Below are 19159 nucleotides of genomic sequence, written 5' to 3'. Positions count from 1 at the left end.
CACACTGTTAAAGTACAGTAATCAGCGGCTTCTCCGGCCCTGTTTTTTCTGAACTTTCATGACTCATGATTTCCAGATAGTCCGGCGTATTGGTCACAATAATTGGAGTTATCGTATCGTACCCCGCCTTTTGTATGGCTTCAAGCTCGAATTCAATCAGAAGCTGTCCATGCTTAATGACGTCACCTTCTTGCACATGCACCGTAAAATGCTGGCCCTTCAGCTTAACGGTATCCAAACCAATATGAATGAGCAGTTCTACGCCTTCAACCGATTTTAAGCCGATGGAATGCTTGGTGCGGAATACGTTGGCTACCGTGCCGTCAAAAGGTGCAACCACTTTTCCGCTACTTGGTTGAATCGCAATCCCTTTGCCCATGGCTTCCTGAGAGAACGCTTCATCTTGTACCTGCTGCAAGGGAACAACGCTGCCCTCCATAGGTGCAAAAATAACGATTTTGGACTTGATGCTCTTACCTTGTGCTTGAGCAGGCTCGGGACGTGATTCTGTTTTAACCGGTTCGGTAACCGTATCTTGAAATCCGATCACATATACTGCTATAAACGTCACAACGATCGAAATGGCCATCGTAATGAGCGCATACACCAGGTTGGAGTGATCTTCACTGATAAACATCGGCAGGGATGCAAAACCAGGACCGACAGCGGCATAAGCTTTTAGATTCACAAGTCCGGCAAACAATCCGGCAACACCAGCTCCAATCATGCAGGCGAACAGTGTTTTTTTCAGGCGTAAATGCACACCGTACAAGGCAGGCTCCGTAATTCCGAATACCCCTGAAATCCCTGCGGATAAAGCAATTTGTTTGAACTTGGGATCTTTTGTTTTCAGCGAGACGGCAAACGCACCAGCGCCCTGTGCCATATTGGAAGCCAGCATGGCAATCAGTACCAATGTTTCATATCCTGGCGAAGCCAGCGAAGCAAATATAATAGGGTAAAATACTTTGTGCATGCCAAACATGACGATGAGCGGCATCACGATAGACATCAACACTACCGTAAGCCAGCCAATTCTTTCCTGAATCCAGAATACACCGTTTGACATCCCTAAGCCCAGATACGTCCCCAGCGGTCCTAAAGCAATAAGAGCGACAGGCGCAACAATCAGAATAACGATTAATGGTTTTAGAAATATTTTCACAGGTCCAGGAGAGATTTTATCAGCAAATTTCTCAATATAGGACATGAACCATATAGTCAAAATAATGGGAATAACCGAGGTGGCGTACTGTACCGAAGCAACGGGCAAGCCCGCAAATGTGACTGCCTTCTCACCACCTAACAAACTAATTAAGTTAGGATGAAGCAGCACGCCCCCAAGGAGTACGGATACGAATGGATTGGTCTTGAATTTCTGTGCGCTGGAGAAAGCCAGCAGCATAGGCAGAAAATAAAATGCCGCATCCGCGATCACACTTAAAACCGTGTACGTTTGGCTTTCCTTGCTCATGATTCCGGTTACTGTACACAGCAAGAGCAATGCTTTTAGCATCCCGGAAGCGGCAATGGCCGGGATAATGGGCTGGAAAATACCTGCGATCATGCTCGCAAAGGTATTAAACAATCCCTTAAGGCTTCGGTCTGCCTTCACTTTTTCGGCTTCATCCGAGAGCGATTTATCCGGGTCCAGCAATTTGACCAGCTCATTGTAGACATAGCCTACATCATTCCCTATGATGACCTGATATTGTCCACCGCTATTCACGGCTCCCATAACCCCGTCCAAGCCTTTAATTTCATCTGTTTGTGCCAATTCCGGCTTACGAAGCGTCATTCTCAAGCGAGTAGAGCAATGAATGACACTGTTAATATTATCGTTCCCGCCCACTTTATTAAAAATGGCTTGTGCGATATCTTTGTAATTCATGAGTTACACCTTCCTTCTTAAAATAGGGAACAAAAAAAGACCTAAAAAGGGTAGGGAAAAATATCCTACCCAATCTAGGTCTTGCCTGCCGAACAGTAACACGCCTGTATTGGATAATCTACTATTTAATTAATTAAGAGGTACTGATTGATTGTTAATTGTACAGTGATGAACTTTTACATAAAGCAACCCGGGTTTTAAGCGCTTACAATTAAAATATAGCACCGATCATCTACAGATGCAACACTTTTCGACAATGTTCTCCCTAACCGTAGCTCCGCAGGGCAAAGGGCGACGACTGCTTTGCAACTTAATTTTTGTTGTTCGTTTAAAATTAGCAATAAGGCCCCCATCGCAGTCTGTACCTGCGACGAGGGCCTTATTGAAATCATATGACAATTTGTGAATCCGCTGTGAAGCTGATTAAGCGTTCAATACTTTTTCAAACTTGGTTTTGTTCATGCCGGAAATACGTTCTTCTCCGATTAGGGTCAACGGTACGGCGCGAATGCCCATGTCCCAAACTTCTTGAGCGAAGGCATCATTGGTTTCGATGTTGCGTTCCTCGTACTCTACACCTTTCTCATTCAAATAACTTTTCACTTGACGGCAATGCGGGCAGTTTGTGGATGTGTATACAATCGCTTTTTCCATGAAATATCACCTCATCAATTATTGTTATAAAACATATATATATTCATACTTGTACGAAATATTACAGGGCCAGTGCGCTGTGCTCCAGACTTTCGATGTATTTCTCGCTATCCATAGCGGCCATGCAGCCGCTGCCTGCTGCTGTAATCGCTTGTCTGTAGCGTGTATCCTGTACGTCGCCACAAGCGAATACCCCAGGTACGTTCGTTTCGGAAGTACCAGGATTTACGACGATATAACCGTTCGCATCGGTTGTAATTTGGCCCTCGAGGAAGCCTGTGTTCGGATGGTGACCAATTGCCACGAATACGCCGCTAACCGTAATAATTTCCTCTTTACCTGTTTCATTATTCAATACCTTCAAGCCAGTTACCCCGTTGTCGTCAGCAATCACTTCTACAGGAGTACGATTCAGTGCCCATTCGATTTTGGTGTTCGCACGAGCGCGGTCCTGCATAATTTTGGAGGCGCGCATTTCTTCACGACGATGCACCAGCGTTACTTTGGAGGCAAAACGTGTCAGGAAGTTGGCTTCCTCCAACGCCGAGTCTCCACCACCAATAACAACAATTTCTTTGCCACGGAAAAAGAATCCGTCACATGTTGCGCAAGTGCTCACGCCACGTCCAATGTTGTCCTGCTCACCCGGAATACCCAGATATTTCGCAGTCGCACCTGTGGAAATGATCAGCGTATCTGTAACCAGTTCGCCCAAGCCCTCTACATCCAACGTGAACGGACGAGCGGCTGTATCGATCTTGTTCACCCAGCCTGTGCGGAATTCAGCACCGAAACGCTCTGCTTGCTTACGCATATTATCCATCAGATCGGGTCCCATGATTCCTTCAGGAAAGCCAGGGAAGTTTTCAACTTCTGTTGTTGTAGTCAATTGTCCGCCCGGTTGTGGTCCTTCAATCACCAGTGGACTCATATTTGCGCGTGCCAGATAAATAGCAGCTGTCAAACCGGCAGGGCCGGTACCTATAATAATGGACTTGTACATATCTTTGTTCCTCCTAAAATATGATAAGAATGATATAGCGAGTTTTCGGTACCCGGAGATGGGCTAATGCATATACTCTAAAAGTAGTTCTGCCAGACGCTCATTCAAAAATGTGGACACCCGGATCTTGCAAAAACGATTCACATATTTAATGTCTTTTTATGACTTAGACTGATTCTAAATCCTAATTCCATTATGCGGAAAGAGCTGCAAACAGTCAAATGAAGTTTTCATGAAGCGAACCTTAAAGATTAATCAGGTATGGAGGGGTTATCCCGATTATGAGCGACGTGTTTGTAGGCAGCCTTATTTCTGCCCTGTCCACCGGGCTCGGTGCCGTGCCCATACTGTTTATGCGTAAAATTACGCACCGTCTTCGTGATGTACTGTTGGCTTATGCCGCGGGGATCATGACTTCTGCATCTGTGTACAACCTCATTCCCGAGGCCATCCATCATTCCAACTGGTTCGTGCTGTCTGCGGGAATTTTACTCGGCTGTCTTGTGCTGCTGGTGATGGAAATGTATATTCCACATGCCGATCTGGAGGACCCGGATTCCAAAACCTTTCATCTGGAGTCCAAATCTTTTCTCATTATCGCGGCTATTACACTACATAATTTGCCCGAGGGACTTTCCGTTGGAGTCAGCTATGCGAGCGAAACTCAAAATCTTGGCAATCTCATTGCCTTTTCCATCGGCCTGCAAAACGCCCCGGAAGGCTTTATCGTCGCGCTATTCCTCGTGAATCAAAACATTGGTCGCTTCAAGGCACTCGGCATTGCCACCCTCACCGGGGCCGTTGAAATTATTACAAGTCTGATTGGATTTTATTTGAGCAGTTGGGTTCATGGACTGGTTCCTTACGGTCTTGCTTTCGCTGCAGGAGCGATGATGTTTATCGTCTATAAGGAGCTAATTCCCGAAAGCCACGGGGACGGCAACCAGCGTATCGCAACCTTCTCTTTTATCCTTGGTCTGATTACGATGATTGGTCTAACCGAATGGCTATAGCTGTGTATCACAAAAAGGCTGCCCTCTGCCTGTAGTCCAGACAGAAGAGCAGCCTTTAGGCATGTCTCGTTCGCACTTCATTTTTTTCGGTTCATGGAGCGCAGCGCTTCACGATATTGCTCGTCCTCGCTTTTGTGCGTCTCACGTTCTCCATGATTATTTTTATGCGGTTCTTCCTTTTCTTCGCCCTTTCCGGCAAATCCACGCAAAGCCGCCCGATAGTCCTGATCCCCGTAGGAATCTCTGGTGTGTATGCTATCTCTCAGCGGCTTGGTATTCGTATCTACCTCAGGCTCCTCGTGATGAATCCCCGCCTCCGCAGCCTTATGCCGTGTCTCTCGCACAGGATCAGGCAGCTCCCGTGCCTCAGGCTCCACTTCCACCGGATAAGGACGTTTGCTTCTTTGCCGTGAATCCTCATCGGACGGGCTGACCGCTTTGGGAGAGGGTTTACGCGCCATTTTCGTGTTGAATACCAGCAAAAAGATAAAAGCAACCGCAGCTACTACGATAAAAGCAATAGTCATGAGCGGCCTCCTATTCTCTGCCAGCGTTACGGTACCGTCCCGCCGTCTCAGCGACCCGTTGGCCCAAAGACCGACCAAGTGCAAGGTCATCACCCGTTGGGAAATTTGCCGGACCGTTCGGGTCTGTCTCCACCGGACACGTCACCCCTACGCCGTAATAGGAGCCGTAAAGCGCATTTTCCGCAATATTGGCGGGCAGCCCTACGATAATCATGCCTTGATGCAGCATCGGAGTAATCAAATTCAGCAGTGTGGATTCCAAGCCGCCATGAACGGTAGCTGTCGTGCAAAACACCGCGCCGATTTTATCTACCAGCTTGCCCTGCGCCCACAGATACCCGAGCTTATCAATCCAGCTTTTCAAGCCACTGCTGATCGTCCCAAAATGACCCGGGCATCCCCAAATGATCGCGTCCGCGTTCACCAGTTCATTCACATCGGCTTCATCAACATGCTTCAGCAATACTTCCGTGTGCTCATGGCGTGCGCCTTCTGCAATTGAACGGGCAAGACGCTCCGTATGGCCATTTTCACTGTCATATACAATCATGATTCTGGTCGTCATTATGCGCATCATCCTTTGTCAGCAAAATCATCCTTTTCACATGCGCTCTTATCCTTCCCCAAAATCCGTCTGAATATTGTGAAACTTTCGGCGCATACTTTGAAAATCCAAGAACTAGGGAGGCATGTATACATGAATTCACGCGCCATATTGGTCAACCTGCTGGTTATTATCATTATTCTGGCAGGGGGCGGAGCCGCCGCCTACTACTACAATCAATCCGCTAACTACATAAAAACCGACAATGCCCAAGTGAGCGGACAAGCAGTCACCATTGCCTCTCCAAGCGCGGGCAAGCTTACAGGCTGGAACGCTGAAGTCGGCAAAACCTACACGGCTGGAAGCACACTTGGCAGTGTAGAGGGGGGCGGAAGCCGGGTTAGCATTACAATTCCAACCGATGGCACCATTGTGCAGCAATCCGCAGTCAACAACTCGATTGTGGGGGCGGGCACGCCTTTGGCCAAAGCTTTTGATCTGAACAATTTATGGATTACCGCCAATATAGACGAAACGGCTGTGCAGGATCTACAAGTGGGACAGACGGTGGATGTATATATTGATGCATACCCCGACACGTCCCTGAGCGGCAAAATCGAAAAGATCGGTCTGGCGACTGCCTCCATCTTTTCGCTGCTCCCTACCTCCAACACCACTGCCAACTATACCAAGGTGACGCAGGTCGTGCCTGTTAACATTTCCATTCAAGGCTACAAAGGACTGGGCATTATTCCGGGCATGAGTGCAAGCATCAGAGTACACAAGTAGGAGGCTGTCATGGAACAAAAAATGTCCATCGGACGAATCCTGTCCGTACTGCTGCTAGGCGCCTTCATTTCTATTTTGAATCAAACCCTGCTGAATGTGGCGATTCCACATTTGATGAATGACTTCAATGTATCCGCAACTACCATTCAGTGGCTATCCACCGGTTATATGCTGACCAACGGGATTTTGATTCCGATTACCGCCTTCCTGATTGAGTCATTCGGGACACGTGCGCTGTTTATTTCCGCGATGGGGCTGTTCACCGCCGGATCTGTCGTCTGCGCCGTCAGTACCGGCTTTGCGCCTATGCTGGTCGGACGCATCATTCAGGCTAGCGGAGCAGGGATTATCATGCCAGTGGTTATGAATGTGTTCCTGACTGTATTCCCCCCGGAAAAACGGGGAGCAGCCATGGGAACGATGGGCATCGCGATGATGTTTGCCCCAGCGATAGGACCCACTTTATCCGGCTGGATCGTGGAGCATTACAGCTGGCGACTGCTATTTTTACTGGTCATTCCGCTGGCAATCATTGATATCCTGTTTGCGGTACGCTGGCTCAAAAATGTGTCCAAGCTGACGTATCCGCATTTTGACCTGATGGGAACGATCTTTTCAACCCTTGGCTTTGGCTTCCTGCTGTATGGCTTCAGTTCCGCTGGAGACAAGGGCTGGAGCAGCAATACAGTAGTACTCACACTCGCTGCCGGGCTCGTGTTTATTGTATTGTTTGTCGTACGCGAGCTGAATATGAGGCAGCCCATGCTGGAATTCCGTGTGTTTAAGTATGATATTTTTACGGTATCCACATTGGTAGGCGCTACCGTCAATATGACGATGTTCGGCGGGATGCTGCTGTTACCGATCTATCTGCAAAATATACGCGGCTTTACACCGCTGCAATCTGGTTTGCTGCTGTTGCCGGGCGCACTGCTGATGGGTGTCATGTCACCGATATCGGGAGCCATTTTCGACCGTATTGGTGCGAGGCCACTGGCAATTATTGGGTTGATTATTACGGCGATCACGACGTGGGAATTCAGTCTGCTGACGGATGCCACCACCTACGGACACATTATGCTCATCTACACGATTCGCAGCTTCGGGATGTCGCTGTTAATGATGTCCGTACAGACGGAGGGGCTGAACCAGCTACCTCCCCATCTCGGCAGCCACGGTACAGCCATGTCCAATACGGTACGGCAAATCGCCGGGTCGATCGGCACCGCATGGCTCATTACTGTGATGAGCAGCCGGGCTACGGTTCATTTGGCGGACTATGCGAATGTGGCTACCACCGCCAATATACCTTTAAATGAAGGCGTAGCTGAGCTGGGGCAAACCCTCGCGCAAACGGCGGGGGTTTCGACGGAAACTGGCTCGGCGCTTGCGTTACAGCAGGTATATCGAAGTGCCGTCACAGAATCGACGATCCACGGCATTAACGATGCCTTTATCATTGCTACCGGAATCGCACTGGCGGGACTGCTGTTCTCCCTGTTCTTGCGGCGGTCTATACCTCGACGGAGATAATCCTGCAACACGATAGGTGTTCGGTGAAAATAAAGTATTAGACTGATCCATTAAACGAAGCAGCGGCGGACCAAGACTTGATAAATAAAGTCTTAGACTGCCGCTGTTATCATTTAACTAGCGTCTCCCGTTAGCTCAAGGGTCAACCCATTTCAGTATATGATGTGCAAAGTATTGTCCAACCTTGGTAGTTCCAGTCTTATCCGTTACAGGGCTCACTAAGAATGTAATGTCTTTAAAGTCAATCTGATAATTCAGTAAGACTTTTAGAAATGCAGATCCGTACTGTCGTAACCATCTCGATCTTCTTTCCCGATGTAGCCTTACGGTTATACGCATGCTACTCTATAATCACTCAACAGCTTAAACCATTTAACTAAAGGGAGGATGGTTATGATTGATCTGAACAGCAGCGTTAATCTGTTACATGCGTTCAAAGATAATCAGAAGATGCTAAACGCTATTGGTGACGAAACCAGGCAAGCGATTATTATAACTTTAATGCAGAGTGCGGGAACGCCTGGTATGAGGGTTGGGGAAATTACAGAACGAACCAACTTATCCCGTCCAGCAGTTTTGCATCACCTGACTGAGAAATTTGTATCATCTAAAGAGTTACCAGCGAATATCGCATTATTGAGAATACAATTAGTAAAAATGCATGTCTTCAAATTCGAATTAATAAATCTCGTGGCTTCAAATTTAGAGCCTGAAAAGTCAATGGAGAATAGACACTCCTCAAAAGTAAGACCTAACTGATTTTTGACGTGTTCACAGAGACGCAGCGGCACATTTAGACTAGAAAATATAGTCTTAAGTTGCCGCTATAATATTTTAACTAACGTTCTCCGTTAGCGTAAGTACATTACATTAATTCACCGTCTTAATCTCCAGGCCGTGACATTTAAAGTTATAGTTAGGGTTTTTCATAACCTCTTCTTTCTGAAGTCCATACATGGCTATTTTATAGTTTATTTCTTCTAAGTGTTTAAAACTTTCGTCAATTTTCTTCTGCACTTCCAATTTATGCTGCATCAACATTTCTTCTCTTTGCAAAAAGGTATTATTTCCCAATTCATAAAGTTCCTTGTAATCCTTTATTTTTGAAAGCGGCATGCCTGTCTCTTTGAGGCAACGAATAAAAGAAATCCAATCTATTTGTTGTTCGCTATAAACTCTACGGCCTTTTTCGTCACGAGATATATTTGGTAATATCCCTTGCTCTTCATAAAATCGAAGCGTCTTTGCAGATACATTTAAATTCCCCACTACATATGTCATTGAATACAACATCTACTTGTCCCCCTCCTTTAGTTACAGTTACTGTAACTAAAGATATATCATAAAGAGAATGACAACGCAACAAATCTATATTTAATCATATAAAAATAAATACTTGACTTGCCGTAACGACAACCAATTAAACTGAAATAGAAAAGAAAATACGAGAGCGAGGTTAATGAAATGAATCAGAAGTACAGTAGGTTATTTGAATCCTTCACATTCAGAAATGGAATAACAATTAAGAATAGTATCGTTATGGCACCTATGACAACCTGGTCAAGTAATGACGATCTTACCATTTCGGATGACGAAGTAAAGTATTACAAACAAAGAGTGAATGGAGTAGGACTCGTCATTACAGGGTGTACTCATGTTACACCTAATGGGCAGGGTTTTACGAATGAATTCGCTGGGTACAATGATGAATTTACTCCAAGTTTACGAAAATTAGCTGAGGCAGCGAAAAGTGGAGGCGCTCCTGCGCTCCTACAGATTTTCCATGCTGGCAATAAAGCCGTGCCTGGATTGGATGCAGTTAGTGCGAGTGCATTGCAACCCGAAGTTACTAATTTAGGTTCAACTTCAGAAACAAGAGAACTATCACATGAGGAGATCTTGTCGATTATACGTGCTTTTGGAGACACAACAAGACGAGCAATTGAAGCCGGATTTGATGGCGTCGAAATTCATGGGGCTCATGGATTTTTAATTCAGAATTTTTGGTCGCCAGCGACAAATCAACGGACGGACCAATGGGGAGGATCACTTGAAAATCGCTTGCGTTTTCCGCTGGCAATTATTGAAGAAATCAAAAATGTCATTGAAAAACATGCTACAAAACCATTCATTTTAGGATTCCGATTTTCCCCTGAAGAATCCTCCAAAGTGGACGGATTACGTATGAAAGACACGTATGAATTAATTGATTTCCTTGTTGAACAGGATTTAGATTATATACATGCTTCATTAGATAATGTGTCTTCAAAGCCAGTAGATAGTCAAGATGAAAAAACACGGCTTGAATTAATTCTTGAAAGAGCAAACGGTAAGGTACCTGTGATGGCTGCTGGTTCCATAATAACACCGGATGATGCTCTTAAAGCTGTGGAATTAGGATTGCCGCTAGTCGCCATTGGGCATGCGTTAATTATGGATCCTAATTGGGTTGAAAAGGTCGCAAATGGACGTGAAGCCGAGGTAGATTCTGAATTGAACGTTTCGAAACTCGACCAGCTTAATATTCCAGAAAAACTTTGGAATGTATTTCAAGCAATGCCAGGTTGGTTTAATATTAGTAAATAAAGAGTAGTCCTAAAGGCTACTCAGATTGACGAGAAACCCAAGTCTTTTATGAGACTTCGGGTTTCTTTTGCTGATATGTAGATCCTTTTATTTTAATAAGTTTTTTTCAACCAAGGTCTTGATAATTCTCAGTCTAATACTTTATTTTCTTTTCACAATAGGCTGGCACGCAAAAAAGGAGCATCCACCCCCTGTCCTTTAAGGGATGTGAATGCTCCTTTTCGTTTATCATCTTAGGATCATGATCTTATTTGCTTTATGATCGCAGCAAGCGCAAAGCGTTCAAGATCACAAGTAACGTGCTGCCCTCATGCCCGATGACGCCAAATGGCAGAGCTATATCTTGCACAAAGTTGCTAATGACGAGCAATAAAATGACGCTGACGGCGAAGATCATATTTTGCTTGACCACGCGCTGTGCCTTTCGTGCCAGCGCTACTGTCGGAGCAATCTCTTCGATCCCGTCGTTCATCAGCACCACATCCGCGACCTCCAGTGCGGCTCCACTGCCATGCATACCCATGCCCAGTCCGACCGTTGCGGCAGCCAGTGCCGGAGCATCGTTCACACCGTCGCCGACCATGACGACATGCCCATACTGCTCCCGAAGCATGCGAATATGACTGACTTTGTCCTCCGGCATCAGACCAGCAAATACCGCATCGACTCCGGCCTGCGCGGCGATCACAGCGGCGGTTTCCGGGCGGTCTCCGGTCAGCATGACGACCCGGATGCCCTGCGCTTGCAGGCGTCTCACCGCCTCCTGCGCCTGTGGCCGCAGCTCGTCGCGCAGTGCCAGCATCCCGGCAATCCGGTCATCGGCGAGGATAATGGATACAGTTTTGCCCTCGGCTTCTAGTCGAGCTCGTGTTTCCACCCATTCCGGCTCTGCCAGCGGACTAGTGTGATCCAGCACATCCGTGCGCCCGATTTTCCACCTCACCCCGTCTACCATACCCTCCATTCCCCATCCGGTCAGGGATTGCACTTGCTCCACTGTGGGGAGCTCACGCTGCCCCAATTCGGCTTGGGCTTTGGCTACAATCGCTCGTGCCAACGGATGCATGGAGTAGCTTTCTACTGCCGCGACAATATGTAACAGCTCATCAGCATCGTAGCCTGTGGCGATAATCCAATCCGTAACAACAGGTGAACCGATGGTCAGCGTACCTGTTTTGTCAAAGGCGACGACAGATGTCAGCGCCATATTTTCCACATGCGCACCACCTTTGAACAGGATGCCCCGACGGGCACGGTTGGAAATAGCCGACAGCATTACTGGCATAATGGACGACACGAGTGCGCAGGGTGAGGCCACAACGAGAAATACCATTGCCTTGTAAAACGCCGCTGCCCACGTCCAGCCCAATACCATTGGCGCACCTGCAATAACGATCAGCGTGACAGCAACCACAATTCGGGCGTAAATCGACTCGAACCTTTTGATAAACCGTTGGGAATCGGGGACCTCTGTCTGTGCTTCCTCCACCATACGGATGATTTTTGAAAATAAAGTGCCTTCGGAGGATTGGCTTACCTCCACATACAGGACGCCTTCGCCGTTAATGGTGCCCGCATATACCTCGTCACCCGCCGCTTTGTTCACCGGAATGGACTCCCCCGTAATTGATGCCTGATTCACCGCCGAAACGCCCTTGGAAATCCGGCCATCCGCCGGAATCAGTTCGCCCGGCTTCACCAGCAGCAGATCACCCGGTAGCAGTTGCTCAATGCCGACCATCTCCGTCCCCTCGGGGGACAGACGTAAAGCCGTTTCTGGCTTCAACGCCATCAGCTCGGAAATATCCTTGCTGCTGCGCTCGGTGGTATAGCTCTCCAGCGCACCGCTGAGTGCAAAAATGAAGATCAACATTGCTCCTTCATTCCAGTAGCCAATAGCCGCTGCCCCCAATGACGCTGCGATCATAAGCAAATTGACATCCAGATCACGTTCACGAATCAGCGTCTCAATTCCTTCTCTGGCTTTGGACCAGCCACCTAGGGCGTAGGAAACCACATACAGCATGACCGCCAGCCATTGCGACCAATGTGAGACGCCCCATGCCATCAGCATAAGCATTCCACTGCCCAGGGCGGCTTGCATCTCCTTGTTTTTCAGCATGTTTTTGAGTTGGAATTGCGGTTTGCGATTCGGGCCTGGCCGTCCGCTGCCACTGTTTTTTGAAAGTATCTGATTAGAGGTAGACAATGTCTTTTGAAGTTGTTGAACTGCTTGCATCATGTCACGTTCCTTTCCATTTTTTATCTGTTGTACTGCATCTCATTGAGAATGATATCCATTGTTAAGTGCCTTAAAATAGCACATGCTGCTTCGGGAAGCCCGAAGCAGCATGTTTGGAAATGAGAATGATAATCATTTTTGCATTTGTACAATTATTTTGGTTTAGTGAAACTTTTGTTTTATTATAACCCTTTTCTTTTCAGGTTGTAAACCGTCATTCACCCCAAATAAAAAAAGATACCCGCGCAAGCAGCGCAGATATCCTATATTTTTCGAAGCATGCTGTCATATGAATTGCGTGTTACCTTCGGGATTGGTCTACAGCGGAAACCGCTGCGCGGGGTTTTGTAGAGCAACAAAGCCTTGTTGCTGCTCTACATGTTGCAGCAGCCCGAAACGTGCAGCCACAAGGCGTGCAACGGGAGCTGCTTTTTCAGGGCAAATCACGCCCGTTAGCCCGCTTCCCCAGATTGCAGCTTCATCCAGCGAATCGTGAATAGCATCTAACGCCACCCATACGGGCAGTTCGGATTTCACGCCCCGAATGGCGTGCATTATGCATTGTATCGTATCACTGGCGTTCTCAGAACCATCAGCAACGGGTTGGTTTAATCGATGCTCTCCCTCGCCATTATATGATGGAATCGGTGCGATTTCCAAAATCACCGCATCGGCAAAACGTGCCATATCTGCGGCTTGAGCCGCCTGCTTGATCTGTTGCGCTTTCACTTCCGGCATGAGATTGGCACTGGCAGACTCATGAGACGGTTTGGCCTCCCCGTTCCATGTTAGGCTGACATTGAGCTTCGAGGACGCATCGACCGTCAAAAGCACACCTACCCGATATGGAATGCACCGCAGGCGGCCGCATAAGGTTTGCTCCGCAACGCCGTCGATCCAGTCCCGTGTGGCCCGAAATTGGTTCACGTCAGCCGGATTGCGTACCATAATCTCCAGCTGCGGTTCTCCCCCCTGCTGCACACTTCGCAACGCTGCACGCAGCAACGCCTCCAACTGCATATCTTGCAAGCTTCCAATGCCCACCGCGTTGTTCTGTTCAATCAGGGCGATCGTGAGTGGCAATCCGTTCAGAGACTCGAACAACCCTTCATACTCTGTTTCCAGTAGCCCAATAATTCGCCGGGATAGATGCTCACACAATCCGGGCAAGCCAGATGCCTGATTAAAGGCTTTGTACGTGTCTGATGCACGGGAGCCTGGAATAAGGAGGGGGGCTTGCTCCCCGTCAGGACCATGAATCGTATGCCCGGACTCCGCCGCGTCCAGATAGGCACGGCATAATTCAGCCACACGGCTGGACGACTGCGACAAAGGGCCGTGCAGAAGACTATAGCCATCAAGGTTGCCCATACTTACTCCTATCGCTGACTCCTTGCTTGTATAATTCACATGGGCAGGGTCATCGGCATAGATACGTATAAATAAACGCCTGTATTCATCGCTCCATTCCAGCAGTCTGATCATCGCTTCCCTGTCATCGTTGCCCTTATTCAGCAGCGTTTCCCCAATTAGCTCGGAATCCGCAGCCAGCAACGCCTCCTCTTGACTGATTATGCCCTGTTCGGCTAATCCGACCAGCCAGCCCAGCGGGTCTTCCTCCTGAGAGGCAGATCCTTCACTGCACCCTGCGAGCACCGACTCGATAGCCAGTCTCTGTGCAGCAGCAGCCTCACTCCCCGACTCGGGGTCTTCGCAATTCCGGCTGTTTTTTTCACTCAACAGTTCTGCGAATACATGCATCAGTTTAGCCTCCATGCTACAAATCCATCCTTTCTTCCGTCAGCAAGTTGGCACACACGAATTCGAGTATCCCACCTAAAAGAGAACGCTTACTTATTAGACGGCAAACAGAATTCAAATGAGACTTACACGTAAGGTCCCTACCTTAACGTATTAGGCGCACCCCACATTTATACATATCTGTAGAACGACCGGAAAACATAGATTAAACCGCAGCATTTAGCGCAAAAAACCCCCGGATCTCACAGGATGAATACATCCGATGATAACCCGAGGGCACTGATTTTTTTATTCGAAAGAACGTACTTTCAGTACACGCATAACATTTAGTACGGCAAGCAGTGTTACGCCCACATCGGAAAATACAGCCTCCCACATGGTAGCAATACCGAAGGCACCCAACGTGAGAAACACGACTTTGACACCGAGCGCAAATATAATATTCTGCCACACGATGCGACGCGTATGCTTGGCGATATGAATCGCTGTAACCAGTCTCGAAGGCTCGTCGTTCATGATCACGATATCCGCCGCCTCAATCGCGGCATCTGAACCCAAACCGCCCATCGCTACACCTACATCTGCCAGCGCCAGCACAGGGGTATCATTAATCCCGTCGCCCACGAACAAAATCTTGTCGCCCGCTTTTTTACTTGCAGACAGCTGTTCAATCGCTTCGGCTTTATGCTGGGGTAACAGCTCTGCACGTACTTCGTCCAGACCCAACTGTCGTCCTACGGCCTCTGCAACCGTCCGGTTGTCACCTGTCAGCATGATCGTTTTCACTATACCCAGCTTTTTCAGTGAAGCAATCGTTCGTGCCGCGTCCTCTTTGACCTCATCCGAAATCAGGATGCATCCGGCGTACATTCCGTCTACAGCTACATGAACGACCGTTCCCTCATCAAGTGTTCCTGCACGTTGTGCGTCGTTATAAGCGACTTGCTCCCGCTCCATTAGCTTTGAATTCCCGGCCAAAACCAGACGACCATCTATGTGTGCCTGAATTCCATGGCCGGAAATTTCGCTATATTGCTGTACCCGCTCGGCTTGAAGCTCCTTGCCATAGGATTCACGCAGGGACGCCGCAATAGGATGTGTGGAGTGCAGCTCAGCCAAAGCGGCCGTTTCCAGCAAACTTTCCTTCGTAAATTCCCCGGCAGGGTAAATTCCTGTTACACGGAAAACCCCTTTGGTGAGTGTACCTGTTTTATCAAAAACAGCATATTTCACATGGTTCAGTGCTTCAAGATAGTTCCCGCCTTTAATCAGCACACCTGAACGAGAGGCTGCCCCGATTCCGCCAAAGAAGCCCAACGGAATGGATACGACCAGCGCACATGGACAAGAAATGACGAGGAAAACAAGTGCACGATATACCCAATCTGCAAACAGTGCCCCCGGTACGAAGAGCGGTGGAACGACTGCCAGCAGCAACGCAACGATAACCACAACAGGAGTATAGTATCTGGAAAACTTGGTGATAAACTTTTCAGTCGGCGCTTTTTTGGCACTCGCATTTTGCACCAGCTCCAAAATTTTGGAGACCGCCGATTCGCTGAATTCCTTGCTAACCTCTACAGTTAAAAGTCCGTTTGTATTTATAAATCCGCTCATCACACTGCTTCCCGGCTCCACGGTACGAGGCACGGATTCACCCGTCAACGCCGAGGTATCCACATGCGATTTTCCGTCTACAACTTTACCATCCAGCGGAATCTTCTCGCCCGGCTTGATTACAATCAGATCACCTACGCGCACATCCTCGGGTGACACACGACTTACGGAATTAGCTGTCTTCAGGTTGGCATAGTCCGGTCGAATATCCATAAGGTCGCTGATGGATTTGCGCGAACGATTGACCGCAATCCCCTGGAATAGCTCACCGATTTGATAAAAGAACATGACGGCTACGCCTTCCGGATATTGCCCAATTGCAAATGCGCCAACCGTTGCCACCGTCATCAGGAAATACTCGTCAAAAGCCATTCCCCTCACCAGACTGCGAACAGCCTGCAAGACTACATCTCCGCCGACAATGATATATGCCAGTATAAACAGTGCCAGCTTGCCTAGGCCCTCTACAGGCAACCACCAGGCAACTGCCGCAACGACTGCACCGATAGCCAAGCGTGCAATCATCCGGCGCATACCGTCTGTACCGTGGTCATGTGTATGCCCGGCATGGCTGTCATCCTCATGCGAATGTGAATGAGCATGTGTGGAATCACCATGATCATGTGCATGTTCGCCATGGTGGTGGCCATCATGGGCATGAACTTCCTCAGCATGTGCTTCATGACTATGAGTATGACCTGTGTGGCTGTGAACTCCATGTTGTTGGCCGTTCTCATGCGTATGTCCTTCACCATGCTCATGACTATGGGGGCGCTCCCCTGAACTGCCTGCCTGTGCGGCACCCGCCACACTGCGATGGCTCTCACTCGAGCGTCCACGTGCGCTTTTTGCGATCATACGGACGTGAGGCTCCAGTCTGTGAACCTTCTGTTCCGTTTGACGAAGAATCTCCTCTTTTTGATCCGGGCTTGCTGTCATCGTCAATGTTTTCGTCACAAAATTGACCGAGCAATCAAGTACACCTTCTATTTTACTAACGCCATTTTCAATCTTCAGAGCACAGTTGGCGCAATCCAAGCCTTCCAAAATCCATTCGTGCCGTTCCGTTCTTTTCAGAGCATCCATAATCATTGGCCTCCAATTAACTATATATGAGCAACTGTTCATATATTATTTATTAAGGCCATTATATTCAGGATCAGGGTCAAAAGTCAATGACAATAGCCTCTTTTCGCCAAAAAAAGCTCCGATTCCCCAGACAAACACCAAAAGAGCGCCATGCGCTGGCGCTCTGCTGTTTTTTGATCCAAAAATCATTGATGTGAAATGTGCTGGTGGGTTTGTAAAAATATCTGTTCCACATGATTATCATCCAGCGAATAAAACACCGTCTTGCCTTCCTTGCGGCGTTTGACAATCCGCAAATTGCGCAAATAACGAAGCTGGTGAGATACGGCAGACTGCCCCATATTCAATACCTGGGTCAGATCATGTACACACAGCTCCTTCTGAGCCAAAGCGTAGATTAGCTTGATCCGTGTCGGATCACCCAAGGCTTTGAACAACTCCGACATTTTGTATGCGATGGAATCCTCAACAAGGGAAGATTTTATATGCTCGATTTCTTTGTCTGAACCGTGACAAGCCGGCTCGCAATCCAAAGCTTCCGTTTCAGAATTCATCCATTTCACCCCGTGTATTTCGACTTGATGCTCCTATTATAGCAAATTCGTAGAATTTACGAATAGCTTATATTACAGCTTGCCCTGTAACGGAGAATTTTCAAGTCTCAATGCCTGACTATCCGCACTCCGCCCTATATAGCGTTGCGCTAAATAAAGCTTAATTCAATGTTTTTAATGCTTCATCACTGTAAGGGGTAATTTCTTCTATCTGTTGATCACGTAACTTTACCGCAAACGCCGGATCAACCAGCAAAGCACGTCCAACCGCAACCAGATCAGCTTCCTCTCGTTCTACTTGCCCCACGAGTTGTTCTAATCTTGCCTCTACACTACTGGATTGATCGGTTTGACGACTATTATTTTTTTCCAAATCACTCAAAAAGGCCTTTTCCAAACCAATCGAGCCCACAGTAATAACTGGCTTGCCTGTAATCTTTTTGGTCCAAGCTGCTAGGTTTAGATCTGACCCTTCAAATTCCGGTTCCCAAAAACGGCGGCTTGAGCAATGGAATACATCTACCCCGGCCTTCACTAATGGAGCCAGAAACTGTTCCAGTTCCTGTGGTGTCTGTGCCAGTTTTTCTTCATAATGGTACATCTTCCACTGGGAGAATCGCAATACAATTGGGAAATTCGGCCCCACTGCACGACGACAAGCCTCAATGACCTCCACTGCAAACCGAGTACGCTGGGCCAAATTGCCTCCGTATTGATCGGTACGCTTGTTGGTTTTGTCCCAGAAAAACTGATCAATTAAATAGCCGTGGGCACCATGAAGCTCAATGCCATCGAAACCTACCCGCTGAGCATCGGCTGCTGCCTGGGCATAGGCTTCGATAATACTGGTAATCTCGGCCTCCTTCAACGGCTCAACTACCTTTTCACCAGCAGGAGAGATACCGGATGGACCGACAGGCAACGCCTCGGGATTCGGTTGATTATCCGCACCTATTTTACGGGCCGTACCCACATGCCAGAGCTGCGGTATAATCTTGCCACCTACCGCATGAACCTCCTCGACTACCTTGGCCCATCCCTTTAATCCCTCACCATAAAAATTAGGAATGCTTGTGTGCTCCACAGCTGCAGGATGATTAATAGCAGTGCCCTCCGTAATAATCAATCCAACTGCATTTTCCGCACGGCGACGATAATACGCGGCTACATCAGACCCTGGAATACCTTGAGGAGAAAAATTCCGTGTCATAGGCGCCATAACAATCCGATTGGGAAGAGATAAATTACCTGCCTTAAAAGGTTTAAACAGTAATTCTGTGTTCATTACTTTTTCCTCCGCTCTCCACTAGTATTATCGTTTTCACTCTACTGTTATACAATTCCATTTTACACATA

At 47.8% G+C, this 19159-nt stretch carries 16 protein-coding genes and 1 pseudogene; 5 read left to right on the top strand and 12 right to left on the bottom strand.

Translation table 11 applies throughout. The features are described from left to right. Positions 1-7: 7 nt before the first annotated feature. From ACQ4MX_RS19785 to trxB, 3 genes are all read right to left on the bottom strand, one after another. Entirely contained in the window at positions 8-1891 is a 1884-nt protein-coding gene (locus ACQ4MX_RS19785; protein ID WP_431086881.1) for a beta-glucoside-specific PTS transporter subunit IIABC, read from the bottom strand. A gap of 423 nt (positions 1892-2314) precedes the next feature. Further along, a complete protein-coding gene (locus tag ACQ4MX_RS19780) occupies positions 2315-2545 on the bottom strand; it encodes a glutaredoxin family protein (RefSeq protein ID WP_431086878.1) in 231 nt (76 codons plus the stop codon). 61 nt (positions 2546-2606) lie between these two features. Beyond that, positions 2607-3548, bottom strand: coding sequence for a thioredoxin-disulfide reductase (gene trxB, locus ACQ4MX_RS19775; RefSeq protein ID WP_431086876.1), 942 nt, complete (start codon positions 3546-3548; stop codon positions 2607-2609). 281 nt (positions 3549-3829) lie between these two features. Here trxB and ACQ4MX_RS19770 point away from each other — a divergent pair, with 281 nt between their 5' ends. Beyond that, positions 3830-4561: a ZIP family metal transporter gene (locus ACQ4MX_RS19770; protein ID WP_431086874.1), complete on the top strand. Its 732-nt coding sequence runs from the start codon at positions 3830-3832 to the stop codon at positions 4559-4561. A gap of 77 nt (positions 4562-4638) precedes the next feature. Here the strand turns inward: ACQ4MX_RS19770 and ACQ4MX_RS19765 are convergent, their stop codons facing one another. Beyond that, on the bottom strand, positions 4639-5088 hold the full coding sequence (locus tag ACQ4MX_RS19765; RefSeq protein ID WP_431086873.1) for a hypothetical protein: 450 nt from the start codon (positions 5086-5088) through the stop codon (positions 4639-4641). Between the two features lie 10 nt (positions 5089-5098). Further along, positions 5099-5653: an NAD(P)H-dependent oxidoreductase gene (locus tag ACQ4MX_RS19760; RefSeq protein WP_431086870.1), complete on the bottom strand. Its 555-nt coding sequence runs from the start codon at positions 5651-5653 to the stop codon at positions 5099-5101. Between the two features lie 132 nt (positions 5654-5785). Between ACQ4MX_RS19760 and ACQ4MX_RS19755 the strand changes: the two genes are divergently transcribed. The 3 genes and pseudogenes from ACQ4MX_RS19755 to ACQ4MX_RS19745 all read left to right on the top strand — a co-directional run. Next, positions 5786-6421: an HlyD family efflux transporter periplasmic adaptor subunit gene (locus tag ACQ4MX_RS19755; RefSeq protein ID WP_431086868.1), complete on the top strand. Its 636-nt coding sequence runs from the start codon at positions 5786-5788 to the stop codon at positions 6419-6421. Positions 6422-6430: 9 nt separating this feature from the next. Next, positions 6431-7954, top strand: a complete 1524-nt coding sequence (locus ACQ4MX_RS19750; RefSeq protein ID WP_431086866.1) for a DHA2 family efflux MFS transporter permease subunit — start codon at positions 6431-6433, stop codon at positions 7952-7954. A gap of 393 nt (positions 7955-8347) precedes the next feature. Next, positions 8348-8542 (top strand): annotated as a pseudogene (locus tag ACQ4MX_RS19745) (winged helix-turn-helix domain-containing protein); the annotation flags it as partial. Here ACQ4MX_RS19745 and ACQ4MX_RS19740 read toward each other — a convergent pair. Both ACQ4MX_RS19740 and ACQ4MX_RS19735 read right to left on the bottom strand, forming a co-directional pair. Continuing rightward, a complete protein-coding gene (locus ACQ4MX_RS19740; RefSeq protein ID WP_431091370.1) occupies positions 8536-8745 on the bottom strand; it encodes a pentapeptide repeat-containing protein in 210 nt (69 codons plus the stop codon). The pseudogene ACQ4MX_RS19745 and the gene ACQ4MX_RS19740 overlap by 7 nt on opposite strands. Positions 8746-8824: 79 nt before the next feature. Next, complete coding sequence (locus tag ACQ4MX_RS19735) at positions 8825-9247, bottom strand: MerR family transcriptional regulator (protein ID WP_431086863.1); 423 nt, start codon at positions 9245-9247, stop codon at positions 8825-8827. A 171-nt stretch (positions 9248-9418) separates the two neighbouring features. Between ACQ4MX_RS19735 and ACQ4MX_RS19730 the strand changes: the two genes are divergently transcribed. After that, positions 9419-10540 (top strand): NADH-dependent flavin oxidoreductase, encoded by a 1122-nt coding sequence (locus tag ACQ4MX_RS19730; protein WP_431086861.1) that lies wholly within the window; start codon positions 9419-9421, stop codon positions 10538-10540. 256 nt (positions 10541-10796) lie between these two features. Here the strand turns inward: ACQ4MX_RS19730 and ACQ4MX_RS19725 are convergent, their stop codons facing one another. From ACQ4MX_RS19725 to ACQ4MX_RS19705, 5 genes are all read right to left on the bottom strand, one after another. Further along, entirely contained in the window at positions 10797-12779 is a 1983-nt protein-coding gene (locus tag ACQ4MX_RS19725; protein ID WP_431091369.1) for a heavy metal translocating P-type ATPase, read from the bottom strand. 321 nt (positions 12780-13100) lie between these two features. After that, the gene (locus tag ACQ4MX_RS19720; protein ID WP_431086859.1) at positions 13101-14558 is read right to left on the bottom strand and encodes a PEP-utilizing protein; all 1458 of its coding nucleotides are present in this window, start codon (positions 14556-14558) and stop codon (positions 13101-13103) included. A 273-nt stretch (positions 14559-14831) separates the two neighbouring features. After that, entirely contained in the window at positions 14832-17246 is a 2415-nt protein-coding gene (locus ACQ4MX_RS19715; protein WP_431086857.1) for a heavy metal translocating P-type ATPase, read from the bottom strand. Positions 17247-17434: 188 nt separating this feature from the next. Next, positions 17435-17803 (bottom strand): ArsR/SmtB family transcription factor, encoded by a 369-nt coding sequence (locus ACQ4MX_RS19710; protein ID WP_014278144.1) that lies wholly within the window; start codon positions 17801-17803, stop codon positions 17435-17437. Between the two features lie 160 nt (positions 17804-17963). Next, the gene (locus ACQ4MX_RS19705; protein WP_431086854.1) at positions 17964-19088 is read right to left on the bottom strand and encodes an NADH:flavin oxidoreductase; all 1125 of its coding nucleotides are present in this window, start codon (positions 19086-19088) and stop codon (positions 17964-17966) included. Positions 19089-19159: the final 71 nt, after the last annotated feature.

The organism is Paenibacillus sp. 8b26 (assembly GCF_050626875.1).
Lineage (GTDB): Bacteria > Bacillota > Bacilli > Paenibacillales > Paenibacillaceae > Paenibacillus.
This window is presented reverse-complemented; position numbering and strand designations above follow the sequence as displayed.